The following is a 12,571-nucleotide window of genomic DNA, read 5'->3' as shown; positions in this document are numbered from 1 at the left end:
CAGGCTGAGCCGCGGGGGTGGCGGCGCCACCGCGCGACGGCGTGGCGGCCATGCTGAACCCTGGCGTGTTACTTGCCGGTAAGGAATGATGGTCGCAGACCATCCACTCACAGGGCCGGGGCTGAGGCAGCGGTGTCGACTTTCGAGAAATCAATCACGGTGCACGCCTTCCGGGACGATTCCCTCGGGGAGCACGACGCCGTCGGTCTCGCCGAGGCGATGCGGCGGGGCGAGGTCAGCGCCGCCGAGGTCGCCCGGGACGCGGCGGAGCGGGTCCGTACGGTCGAGGCGCGGCTCCACGCGGTCCAGGTGCACATCGATGCCCCGGCGCACGCCACCAAGGCGGGCGGAGCTTTCACCGGGGTGCCGACCTTCGTCAAGGACAACACCGACTACACCGGACTGCCCACCGGCCACGGCAGTGCGGCCTTCACTCCGCGGCCCGCGCGGCGGCACGCGCCGTTCACCCGGCAGTTCCTCAGCAGCGGAGTCACAGTGCTGGGCAAGACCCGGCTGCCCGAGTTCGGGTTCAGCCCGACGACGGAGTACGAGGGGGCCGAACCGGTCCGCAACCCGTGGAACACGGGCTACTCGGCCGGCGGTTCCTCGGGCGGCAGCGCGGCGCTTGTCGCTTCGGGGGCAGTACCGATCGCCCACGCCAACGACGGCGGCGGTTCGATCCGGATCCCCGCCGCCTGCTGCGGGCTCGTCGGGCTGAAGCCGACCCGCGGCCGGGTCGTGGCGAACGCCCAGAGTCGTCAACTGCCGCTCGATCTCGTTTCCGACGGCATCGTGAGCCGCTCCGTGCGGGACACCGCCGCGTTCCTCGCCGCCGCCGAGAGGTACTGGCGCAACCCGAAACTGCCGCCCCTGGGCTTGGTCCAAGGTCCCTCGGAGCGTCGGCTGCGCATCGGGTTCCTGTTGGACTCGCCGAATGGGGTCCCCTGCGACACGGTCACCCGGGAGGCCGTGACGGACACCGTGGCCAGGCTCGAACGGCTCGGCCACACCGTGGAGCCGGTGGAGTTGGCCATCGACCCCCGGTTCACCCCGGACTTCCTCACTTACTGGGGGATGTTGTCGTTCCTCCTCAGCGTCACCGGGCGGACCTTCGGCGCGGCCTTCGACCGCGACAGCATGGACGCCCTCAGCCGTGGGCTGCGCGAGACGTATCTCGAGAACTGGCGCCGCACGCCTGCCGTGCTGCGGAGGCTCAAGCGCACGAGGGAGGCGTATGCTGCCGCGTTCCGCGGACTCGACGTCGTCCTCTCGCCCGTCCTCGCCCACACCACACCGCCGATCGGCCATCTCAGTCCGGCCGTTCCCTACTCGACACTCATTGAACGGATTCTCGCGTACGTCGCGTTCACACCGCTCAACAACGTCGTCGGTACCCCGTCTGTATCGCTACCCGCCACGAGCGCGACGGAGAACGGCCTGCCCGTCGGCGTCATGTTCTCCGGCCGTCCCGGCAGTGAACGGACCCTGCTGGAACTCGCCTTCGAGCTGGAAGCGGACGGCCCCTTTCGCCGGATCCAGGACGTGTGACGCCGTCCCGGGGGCGGGACCACGCAGCCGGACAGGGGGGCAGTACGGATCTGTGAGCAGGCACCAGAGCGCAGGGCCGGATCTCCTGGGGGTGTCGTGGAACGGGGCGTGCATTCCTGCCCTACTCCTTCGCACGGACGGGCATGGAACGGGGGCGGGCCTGGCCGGCTCGGACCAGGGCGTCGGAAGGGGCGTGAGTGGCTTCGAACAACACCCGCGGGTGCTGAGCGCCGACTCCCTCCGGGATGCCGCGCTCTTCGCAATGCTTGCCGTACCCGCCCGCGTCGCACCGGCCCCCGTATTGCGGCTGGACGGTGGCTAAAGCCTCCACGCGCCGGTCACAAGTGCGGCCGGCTGCTGCGCGTAATGACTCACCATGCACACGAACCAGCCCGTCCTCTCAGAGGTGTCTTGGCTGGACACGCGAGCCGCGTCACCCATCCGCCCTCGAAGAGTCGCCTGTCGGACGGCTCCGTTCGGGCACGCCTCTTCCATGACGCCACGCTGGCTAACCAGTGGGACGCGCTACTGGTCGGTCTTGAGGCCGATTCGGAGCCAGGGGGCGGCGGTCGTCGGGCTGCCCAGGCCGAGAAGGCGCGGTGTTCGCCGAGTTCAAGTGCAGGAGCGTCCCAGCCGCGTCGCGGGCACCGGCGCCGCCGTTCTTGGCGCCCAGACCTACGCCGCAGCGTTCGGCTGCCCGCCCAGGCTGATGGGAGTCACTGCCGCACGGTAGGCGTACGCTGCGCCGGGCCCGGGACGGCGACCGGCCCACCCGGCGACACCGTGGTCGTCCTCGCCCGGGACGCCGGCGCCGGCGAGGAGGCGGGGCGCTTGTGGGAGGCCGCGTCCGCCAGACAGGCGAAAGCGCCATTCGGTTGGATGACACCGGCCCCGGACCGGTTGCGGTCGCCCGCGTTTGGCTGATTGCTGAGGGTGTCGGCATGAACAGCGCGACTCCAGGGAGACACCATGAGCTACCAGCAGGATTTGATAATTTGTCGCGAACTGGGCGAACGTCATGGCGAGAGCCGGGCGCTGAACAGCCTCGGCGTCGCCCTGCAGCAGGTGCAGCGGTTCGACGAGGCCATCGACGCTCACCAGCAGGACCTCGTCACATGCCGCGAGCTGGGCGAGCGCCACGCCGAAGGGCAGGCCCTGAACAACCTCGGCACGGCCCTGCAGCAGGTGCAGCGGTTCGACGAGGCCATCGACGCCCATCAGCAGGCCGCCGCCCGGCTCACCGAGCTGGGCGACCACCACCGCGAGGGGCAGGCCCTGAACAACCTCGGCACGGCCCTGCAGCAGGTACGGCGGTTCGAAGAGGCCATCGACGCACATCAGCAGGCCGCCGCCCGTTTTGCCGAGCTGGGCGACCACCACCGCGAGGGGCAGGCCCTGAACAACCTCGGCACGGCCCTGCAGCAGGTGCGGCGGTTCGAGGAGGCCATCGACGCCCATCAGCAGGCCGCCGCCCGTTTTGCCGAGCTGGGTGACCATGACGGTCAGGGTCGGGCCCTGAACAACCTCGGCACGGCCCTGCAGCAGGTGCGGCGGTTCGAGGAGGCCATCGACGCCCATCAGCAGGCCGCCGCCCGTTTTGCCGAGCTGGGTGACCATGACGGTGAGGGTCGGGCCCTGAACAATCTGGGTACGGCTTTGCAGCAGGTGCGGCGGTTCGAGGAGGCCATCGACGCCCATCAGCAGGCCGCCGCCCGATTCACGGAACTCGGCGACCACGAGGGTGAGGGTCGGGCCCTCAACAATCTGGGCATGGCTTTGCAGCAGGTGCGGCGGTTCGACGAGGCCATCGACGCACATCAGCAGGCCGCCGCCCGATTCAAAGAGATGGGTGACGACGAGAGCCGGGTCCTGAACAACCTCGGCACCGCCCTGCAGTCCCGGGGGCTGTGGCGGGCACGCAAGGGCAAGAGCCAGAGCGAGGCCAAGGGCCCGAGCGATGCCAGGAGTGACGCCAAGGTTCCCGTCGAGCGTCTGGTGCCTCTCATCGTGGATGTCCCTTCGGGATCCTCGGCCGTATCGGCGGCCGTGGCTACCGCTGCCGCCTTGTCCCCGGAGCGGCCCGCGAAGACGGAGGTCCTCGCGCTCGCACCCGCGGACGAGCCGTCGTCGACGCAGGCCGACCTCCAGATGGAGAACAAGCGCTGGGGTCGCCGCCGCAAGGTCCAAGAACCGGTGCTCTCCGACGACCGGTAGTGAGGCGAGGCGTGCGCCGTCAGCAGCCGCGCACGCCGAAGCCGTACACCGTCTGTGAGCGGTGCGCCGGGCGCCCGGCCGCAGTTCCGAACAGGGGAACGGCGGCCGGTTGGGGTAGGACGGTACGGCTTCGTCCTTGGGCGGATGCCTGGCGCCGCGGCTCCGCGTAGGTGAAAGTGGTTTGCCGACTCGGATTCCGCGTGGGTCGCGTCGGCGTCTGTGACCCCGACTCTGCGCACCGAACGGCTACTGCTGGAGCCGTACATCCCTGAGGACGAAGAGGACTTCGTCGCTCTGTTCCAGGACACCAGGGTGTCGCAGTGGATGGGTGACGGCCCTGCTTCCGAAGCAGCAGATCGGGCCCTGTTCGGGCGGATCTTCACGAAGGTCTACGCCCGGGAACTGTTCGACGTCTGGGCTGTCCGTCGGGACGGACTCCTGGTCGGGCATGCCGAGATCAAGCCGACCGACATCGTCGGAGGCCACGAGATCATCTACGCTCTGGCCCCGGCGGCATGGGGGTTTGGCCTGGGGACCGAGGTGGCAGAGGCGATTGTCGCTTATGGCTTCGACACCCTCGGGCTGACCAAGGTTTACGCCACCGTAGCTGCACCGAACATGGCCTCACTTACCCTGCTGGACGGAATCGGTTTCGAGCGTGTCCGGGACATCACAGAGGACAACGGCAGCACCACCCGCGTGTTGGCCCGTCATCTTTATACGAGCGACAAGTCGCCCCTTGCCCGGTAAAGGTGAGCAAGCCGCTGGGCGTGCAAACACCCGAGTGGCCGCTCAGGCAACGCGAGTGGTTACTGGGTCCAGGCTCGGAGGGATGAGTCGGGGGCGAAGGCGATCTTTGGTTCTGAGTGGGAGTTGCGCCGGCGGATGTAGGCGGCGATGGCGGAGTTCTACTCGCCCTGGGTGTGGTGGTCGGTGCCGTTGAGGGCGAAGTAGCGCAGTGCCGCGAACTCCACTCAATCCAGTTCAGCCACGAGCCGTAGGTCGGCAGGAAGACTAGTCCGACGTCATTGTCAGCGCCCAGGTGCGGACTTCGGCGTGCTTGTGCGGGGGTGTTGTCCAGCACCACATACAGCTCCTCCCCGGTCCAGCAGTCCCGCACGGTCTTGAGCAGGCCGAAGAACTCGCGCCACCACTTGCGCCTGCGGATCCGGTAATAGATCTTCCCGGTGGCCAGGTCGAGCGCGGCGAGCATGTGCATCACACCGCCGTAGTCCTCGCCGGCCTGCATCAGCGAGGTGACGTCCTTGACCGCTCTGACCCTGGGCGGACATCAGCACCACGATCGCCCGCCGCAGCCGGACCGGATCGTACGCCGTCCGGCTGATCCGCTGCAGCCTACGGCCCTCGTCCATGCTGACCGGCCGGACGAACACACCTGGTCGACGTCCCACGACCACCCCCAAGATCAGGTCCTGAAGACAGTCTGAGCTGACCACCGGGCGGCAGATCGATTTCCCCGCCAACGATGCGAGCTTGAGCCACTAGGGAGTCCAGTCGCCGAGCCAGTCCGAGACCTCCTGGGAGGCGGCCTGGGGGTCGGTCAGGTGCGGCCGATCGGTGCTCTTCGGACCCGCACCCGGGCCGGTGTTCATGTACTCGGCGAAGCGGTCGTCCTTCCAGGAGAAGCCGCCCATGTTGGTCCAGGGAGTGGTCTTGATCGCGGCGCTGAGGGTGGAGTTGCGGACGGTGGCCTGCGGGTCGGCAGTGTTGTCGCCGCCGGGATGCCAGTTCCGGCCGAGATAGAAGGAGGACGGAGCCACGTCACCGTTGACCGTGGAGCGGTTGATGAGGATGCCCTTGCGGCCCGTCTGGGTACTCGGGGCGGTGATGTATCCGGCCGAGGTGCCGTTCCAGCGCTTCTTGAGGGTGATGACCGACTGGTCGATCACAGCGGTGGCACGGCCGAAGATGAAGTCGACGTTCCCGACGACGTAGGAGTTGGTGAGGTAGACGCGGCCGGGCTTGTCCTTCGCCGCTGTTTCCATCTCCAGGGTGTCCTGGTCACCGGTGACGATGAGGCCGTCCAGCACGACCTTGTCCGCGGTCGTGAGCAGGGCGACTGCCTGGTGGTCGTTCAGGTTCTGGTTCGCGGCCTCGTCGAAGTCGTTGGAGATGGTGAGGTTGCGGAGCTGGGAGTCGTCCGACCGGATGGCGACCGTGGCGCTGCCCGGAGTGCCGTACGTTCCCGTACCGTCGGGCTTGCGCGTGCCGGCCGCGTTGCCGTACACGATCACCGTGTCCTTGCGGCTCGTGCCCGAGCCCTGGATGGTGATGTGCGGCTTGTTCGCCGGAACATCCACCGTCTCGCGGTACGTACCCTGCTTGACCGAAACGAGCACGCGGGAGGGGTTGTTGACGGGCACGGCGTTGACCGCCGCCTGGACCGTCTTGTATTGGCCGGTGCCGTCCTTGGCGACGGTGAGGGTCCTGTCGGCGGCAGCGGTGGGCACGGCCGTGGTACCGAAGGAGCCCCTCGGGCCGGCTCCGGCCCGCACCTTCGAGGGGACATCGGCGGCCGCATCGAGGGTGTAGCGGTAGTAGGTCTTGGGGTCGAATGCCGTGCCGCCGCTCTCGTTGCGGCCGGTGGTGTTCACGAAGACGTTGCCGCGCTGCACGAGGGCCGCCGAGCCGTCCTTGGTGACCGGGTTGTTCAACCCCTCGAAGTAGCTGTTCTCCAACACCATCTTCGTCCCCCCGCGGGCGTAGTTGCCGTAGGAGGAGGTGATGGACGAATCCGGGTCGTCCTGTAGGAAGTTGTTGTAGAGGTGTGCGTGCGCCACATTGTCGGTGGACGGGTTGCGCTGCTCGGTCTCGTGGAACCAGTTGTGGTGGATCGTGATGTCGGCGGTGACGTGGTCGGTCCAGCCGATACCGAAGGCCTTGTTGTCGTTCTTCAGCCGGTTCCAGGACACCGTCAGGTAAGTGGTGTCCTGGCGACTGTCGATCAGTCCGTCCGCCATGTTCCGCAGGTCGTTGTGGTCGATCCACACGTGGTGGGCGCCGTCCATCTGGATGGCGTCCCAGTCGTGGTCCTTGTCGTTCCACGTGCCGGCGTACGAGTCACGGATCGTCAGGTTCCTGATGATCACATTGTGTACGCCCTGCCCCAGGAAGAACCCGCCTCCGACGATCTGCCCCAAGGTGCCCGCCCCGACGATGGTCTTGTTCGAGGCGACCTTGATCTCCTTGCCCTTGGGGGCCATGGTGATCGTCCCGGCGACGACGATGACGTACGGTTTCGAGGCGGTCGCGTACCTCTCCAGGTCCACGAGGGACTTCACGGTGACGAGCGCGCCGTCCCGGCCGCCATAGGTGCCGTTCTGTCCCAGCGCGTCGACCGAGGCGAAGCCGTCCGCGGTTTCACGGGCCCACTGCGGGGCGATGGTGGCCGCCGCGGCCTTCGGCCGGGCATCCTCGCCGAAAGCCCCGAATGCCCCGCCGTAGGACAGGCCCACCGCGGTGACCGTTGCCAACAGGATGCCGACGACCAGGCCGAGTCTGCGCCTGCGGTGCCGTGCCTTGTGCTGAGTGGTGTCCATTGCTCACTGCCCTTGAGGGATGGCCGGTTGAGGTACACCAACCAGTCGCCACCACAGACGAAAAGGTTGCCGCGTTTGTGTGGTGTGAGGATGACCTCTTGCCCGGCACGGCCGAACACCGACCGCGAGGGTCACGCATAGCCGCTCTGGCACCGGATGGCCGGTGGTGGTCGGCCAGCGAGTGTGCTGGCTCCGGCGGCCGGCGACTCCACCGCCGATCCGAGCGCAAGGCCGAACACTTCCTCGCATCCGTCGGCATAGCCGCCGCCCTCAACCGATGCAGGTCCTTCACGTATTGGTGGGGTGGGTCAGGCCAGGGGGCCGTGCCAGTCCAGGCACAGGACGGTGGCGTCGTCCCGCGGCGGACGGCCGTCGTAGGCGTCGCTGACCGCGGCGACCAGGGTGCGCACGACCTCCCGCGAATGCTCAGCCGCCGTCTTGCGGAGCAGGCTCGGCAGGTCGACCGTTTCGGCTTCGCGTTCCTGCATGCCGTCGGTGTACAGCACAAGGCGATCACCGGGGCGCAGATCGAGGTCTTGGATCTGGTAGGCGCCTTGGAGGGCGACGCCGAAGGGCATGTTCACGGCCAGGTGCAGTTCGTCTACGACGCCGTCGCGCAGGCGCAGAGGCCAGGGGTGTCCGGCATTGACGAGCTGGGCGCTCTTGCCGTCGAGGGCGATGCGCAGGAGCTGGCCGGTGGCGAAGGTGCGTCGGCCGTGGTCGAGGAGGGCCTGGTGGGTCTGGCGGGCTTGTTCGGCGAGGCTTTCGCCGGCGCGGCGGGCGCCGCGGGAGGCGTTGACGAGGAGGGTGGCCATCAGGGAGGCGTCGACGTCGTGACCCATGGCGTCGGTGACGGACAGGTGCAAGGTGTTGTTGTCGACGCTGTAGTCGTAGGTGTCGCCGGCGATGTCGGAGGCGGGGACGAGAGCTCCGGCGAGGGTGAACTGGGGTGCTTCGCAGGAGGAGGCGGACGGCAGGAGCTGGCGTTGGATCTCGGCTGCCAGGCTGACCGTGGTCGTGCGGTTGCCCCAGTGGTAGAGGTCGGTGAAACGCCGGTCGGTGACGATGATGTACGCCAGCGCGTGCGCGGCCTCCTCGACCTGTGCGAGTACGTCCGCGCTGACGTGGTCGAGAAAGAGTTCCAGGACACCGATGGTGTCGCCGCGGTTGGTGACGGGCGCGAGCACGCGCCGGCCCTGGCCGCCGTCTGCCGCCACCAGCGCCTTCTGTGTGCGCAGCACCTCGTCGTAGACACCACTGCCGGCGAGTGGAACCTGCTCGGCACGCTCCTCACGGTGGCCGGATTCCGTGTCGTTGACCCGTAGCAGGCGTCGCCCTACGACGTCGACGAACAGGAACGAAACGTAACCCGCTGCGAACCGGTCACGCAGATTGCGCGCCACGACATCGAGGGAGTCCACCGGCGCGGCAGCCTCCGCCGCCCCCAGCACCTCGGCGAGTCCGAACCGATCACGCGCCACATCAGCCTCCAAGAAGTTGGGGAGTCTCCTTCCCGAAAAGCACAGAATCACAACGTCGGCGCCCCCGACCGGGCCGGCCCAGGCGCCGGCGACGCCGGGGCCGGCATCAGCGCCCTCGGCGCGGGACATGGCATCGGGGTGCGGCGAAGCGAGGACAGTGTGCTCTCAGTGATTGTCGTGGTCATGGCCTGATGCGGGGTTTAAGCACGCCGCATTTCGGGCCACTCGTAGGACACAGCGCCGATCTTGACGCCCCGGACCGGACCGAGGACCAGGACATTGCTTCATGACCTCGAACTCGGAGGCCGTCCGCGCGGCTCTTCCAGGAACTCCGCAGGTTCATCAGCCGTTGATCATGTGCCGTCGCCACCGCGGGTGGGGGGTTCCCGGCACCGGGGTCGCCACGCCAGGATCGGGGGACGTCGTCGGGGGTTGCCTGGTGCGTTGACATAGCCATCGCTCACACGGGCATGAGCCCCACATGAACGTCCACCGGCAACCGCCCGAGCATGACGAACTCAGTGCTCGACTCGAACCACGTTCCACCGACCGAGCGCCTGTCTACCGAGCGGTAGGGCTCACCGCGCGGGCGGCCGGGGCCGCGGCGTACGCGATCGCCCGCATGCGGCAAAAGCCGGCCCTGCACCCCGATGGCCTGACGCTCAGCGGCACCGTCAGTATCGAACCAAAGGGGACGAATCCGTGGTCGGTACCGTTCCTGGACGAGCCCGGTAGCCACGAGGCTGTCGTGCGCTGGTCCCGCGCGGTGGGTCTGCCGGGCGCTCTGCCGGACGGCATGGGGCTCGCGGTGCACGTCCCTCGCCCCGGCGGCCAGAACGGCCCCTTCGATCTGTTGATGACCTCCAGCGGCAGCTCCCGGCTGACCCGGCACCTTCCGTTGCCACGAGTTCGGGGCGACGGCCCCTACAGCACTCTCACGAGTTACCGCTTCCCGGACCGCAAGCGGGTCGTCGGCGCGTTCCCGCTGGAGCCCGGACGCCGACTGCCGGCCGCGCTCGGGGAACTCGCCGCGGCGCTCCGTGAACGTCCTGCGGTCTTCCGGCTGTGTGCCGCAGGCCCCGGGGAGGCATGGCGACCGTTCGCCACGTTGACCGTTCGGGCCGAACCTCCGTCGGCATCGCATTCGCCGTCGGGTTTCGACCCCTACGTCGCCTGCCTGCCGAAGTTGCCTCCGGGGCGCCGGCTGGGGCTGATCCGTCATGCGGCATACGCCGGCTCGCGTCGGGGCCGTATCGAAGCCGAGCAGGACGGGGCGGCCGAGAGCCGTGGCCGCGTCCTCGCCTTGGCCACGTTCGGCGCCTACGCCGGCGGTTGGGCGCTCCTGGCGCGGCGCTACCGCCGGGACGGCGCAGACCCCGTAACGCTGTCCGAAGTCCTACTGACGGGAACGGCGACATTCCGGCTCAGCCGACTCATCGGCAAGGCCAAGGTCACCCGTCCTCTGCGGGCACCGTTCACCGATGTAGAGGAAGAGGGGGCTCCGGCCGAGCTCAACGAAGGGCCCAAGCCGGGCCACCGGACGGTCGGGGAACTCCTGAGCTGTCCGTTCTGCCTGAACGTGTGGACCGCCACTACTCTCACCGGGGCCCGGATGCTTTGGCCGCGGATCGCTTCCGCCACTACACGGACGCTGAGCGCGGTCGCCATCGCCGACGCCATGCATCTCGGGTACGCGGCTCTCGTCAAGGCGACAGAAGCAGATGATCCTTCCGACTGATTCCCATCGTCCGGAGATTCCTGGGGTGTAGCCGCTGAGGTTGCGTTGGCTGCCTCCGCAGGACGCGCCGCTGCGCTGTGCGACGGGCCCGGAAGTACCGGCGGGCGCCGTGTGCGCGCTGACGGCCGGACCGCGGGAATGACATACGGCCTCGCGCGCGGCAAAGTGCCCACCGCTCGTTTCACCGACATGGACGGGGTAGGGGCCGGGGGATGGATGCGGCTCGCAAGGTGGCCTTTCGGGACCGGGCCGCGTGGAAGGAGATGAGCGCGATGCGCAATCGTCTACTGATCATCACGGCCGTCGCGGCCGCAGTGACCGGAGTGTGCGGTCCGGCGGCTGTCGCCGCCGCCTCCGCAGGTGACCAGGACACCGCATTCGCACGATCCGCCCACCAGGGCAACCTGGCGGAAATAGCCGCCGGTCAGGACGCTCAGAAGCATGCCATGACCGCGTGTGTGAAGGACGTCGGCGCGATACTGGTCGCCGACCATCAAAAACTGGACACCGACCTCAAAGCGGTCGCCGCGAAAAGCACGATCCCGCTGCCCACCATGCCTTCGGCCGAGCAACAGCAGAAGCTGATGACCGTCCAACAGCAGGCCGGCACGGCCCGCTATGACGCCGCCTGGCTCGCCGACCAGGAGGCCGCCCATACCCAGACCCTGGCTTTGATCGACAAGCAGATCAAGACGGGCACCGACACATCCCTCACCAACGCCGCCCACAAAGCACGTCCCATTGTCGCCATGCACCTCGACATGGTTCGTGGCGGCACCTGCCACGCCAAGTAGCAAGGCCTCTCCCCCGCCGCCCGCCGGCCCTTCGCCAGCGGCTGGCAGGAGTCCGGGGCGGGCCGCTGAGGCGCGTGACCCCCCGTGTGGGCCTACGTCGGTAATACGTCGGTAAGCCCTTCTCGTCAGCAGCCTTCACTGGAACTCCTGACGAAAACGTGGTCGAACGGTAGATCACTCCGGGACCGTCGAGCAGAGTGGTTCGGCCCAGCGGCAGCCCGATGAACGAGCCCGGGCGCTCGGTGGAGCCCTGCGCGGTGATCCGCCGGCGAACCGTCTGGGAGTGGCAATCTGGTCAGCCGCTGCGTAGAGGGGACCGATGATATGGACGGCGTACCGTCACACTGCGATCGACGGCGCGTATCGGCGCCGTTGCTCACGGTCTATTGGCGGCAGCAGACCATGCTGCACTGGCGCTACCCGGCACGGGCCGTGCAACCGCTGCTGCCGCAGGGACTCGTCGTGGATGAATTCGACGGGTCCGCATGGGTGAGCCTGACCCCGTTGGTCATGGCCTGCGCACAGGGCTTGGGCCTGGTGCCACTGCCTCGCCACACATTCCTGGAAACGAATCTGCGCACGTACGTGCGCCTGGACAACGGCGACAGCGGCCTGTGGTTCTTCTCCCTGGACGTCACCACGCCATTGATGCTCACGGCGCGCGCCGTCGGCGTGCCCTACCAACTCGCCGACCTGTCGTTCACCACGGATGGTGTCGATCGCCGCCACACCGGCCGGCGTCGGCACGGCGACGCGACCTACGAACTCACAGTGCGGCAGGGCGGGTTCATCGACCAAGCCCCTCTCGACAAATGGCTCACCTGCCGGTGGGCCGCCTACACGCACCATGCGGGGCGACTCTGGCAGACACGCGTGCAGCACGAGCCGTGGAGATTCAGGCGGGGCGCCATCCTCACGATGAAACAGTCGCTCACGCACGCCGCCGGCCTTGAGCCGCCGCAAACCGAGCCCCTCGTCCACACCTCTCCGGGAGTAGGGCCGGTGCGTATCGGCTGGCCCCATCCCGTCACCGGCCCCAAGGGAGCGTAAGAGGGCACGCGCCGAGAGCGAGAGACGCGCCCCTACTATCCCCGCCGTGTCAGCCGACGCCTCAGCCCACAGCCCGCAGGGGCCCTCCGCGAACCGGGACGCGTCCCGGCCGTGACGTCCCTACGCAGCCCTTCACAGCGGATGGGAGTGAGTCAGGTGTGCAGACGGGAGAAGGTCCCCTTCACC

At 68.3% G+C, this 12,571-nt stretch carries 8 protein-coding genes; 6 read left to right on the top strand and 2 right to left on the bottom strand.

Annotated elements, in window-relative coordinates:
* Positions 1–132: 132 nt before the first annotated feature.
* The 3 genes from E6R62_RS26045 to E6R62_RS26035 all read left to right on the top strand — a co-directional run bounded on the left by E6R62_RS26045 (position 133) and on the right by E6R62_RS26035 (position 4,512).
* Complete coding sequence (locus E6R62_RS26045) at positions 133–1,548, top strand: amidase (protein WP_136215955.1); 1,416 nt, start codon at positions 133–135, stop codon at positions 1,546–1,548.
* Between the two features lie 969 nt (positions 1,549–2,517).
* A complete protein-coding gene (locus tag E6R62_RS26040; protein ID WP_136215954.1) occupies positions 2,518–3,762 on the top strand; it encodes a tetratricopeptide repeat protein in 1,245 nt (414 codons plus the stop codon).
* Positions 3,763–3,981: 219 nt separating this feature from the next.
* Positions 3,982–4,512, top strand: a complete 531-nt coding sequence (locus E6R62_RS26035; protein WP_136215953.1) for a GNAT family N-acetyltransferase — start codon at positions 3,982–3,984, stop codon at positions 4,510–4,512.
* A 752-nt stretch (positions 4,513–5,264) separates the two neighbouring features.
* Here the strand turns inward: E6R62_RS26035 and E6R62_RS26025 are convergent.
* Both E6R62_RS26025 and E6R62_RS26020 read right to left on the bottom strand, forming a co-directional pair.
* The gene (locus E6R62_RS26025) at positions 5,265–7,322 is read right to left on the bottom strand and encodes a pectinesterase family protein (RefSeq protein WP_136215952.1); all 2,058 of its coding nucleotides are present in this window, start codon (positions 7,320–7,322) and stop codon (positions 5,265–5,267) included.
* Positions 7,323–7,630: 308 nt separating this feature from the next.
* Positions 7,631–8,803, bottom strand: a complete 1,173-nt coding sequence (locus E6R62_RS26020) for a PP2C family protein-serine/threonine phosphatase (protein WP_136215951.1) — start codon at positions 8,801–8,803, stop codon at positions 7,631–7,633.
* 622 nt (positions 8,804–9,425) lie between these two features.
* On the opposite strand from E6R62_RS26020, the gene E6R62_RS26015 reads away from it, so the two are divergent.
* The 3 genes from E6R62_RS26015 to E6R62_RS26005 all read left to right on the top strand — a co-directional run bounded on the left by E6R62_RS26015 (position 9,426) and on the right by E6R62_RS26005 (position 12,385).
* The gene (locus tag E6R62_RS26015) at positions 9,426–10,541 is read left to right on the top strand and encodes a DUF1360 domain-containing protein (protein ID WP_136215950.1); all 1,116 of its coding nucleotides are present in this window, start codon (positions 9,426–9,428) and stop codon (positions 10,539–10,541) included.
* Between the two features lie 212 nt (positions 10,542–10,753).
* A complete protein-coding gene (locus E6R62_RS26010; protein ID WP_240801896.1) occupies positions 10,754–11,335 on the top strand; it encodes a DUF4142 domain-containing protein in 582 nt (193 codons plus the stop codon).
* Positions 11,336–11,659: 324 nt separating this feature from the next.
* Positions 11,660–12,385 (top strand): YqjF family protein, encoded by a 726-nt coding sequence (locus tag E6R62_RS26005; protein ID WP_136215949.1) that lies wholly within the window; start codon positions 11,660–11,662, stop codon positions 12,383–12,385.
* Positions 12,386–12,571: the final 186 nt, after the last annotated feature.

It is taken from the genome of Streptomyces sp. A1136, from assembly GCF_004795055.1.
Lineage (GTDB): Bacteria > Actinomycetota > Actinomycetes > Streptomycetales > Streptomycetaceae > Streptomyces.
Note: the sequence above shows the minus strand (reverse complement) of the source record. Positions and strands in the feature narration are given on the sequence as shown.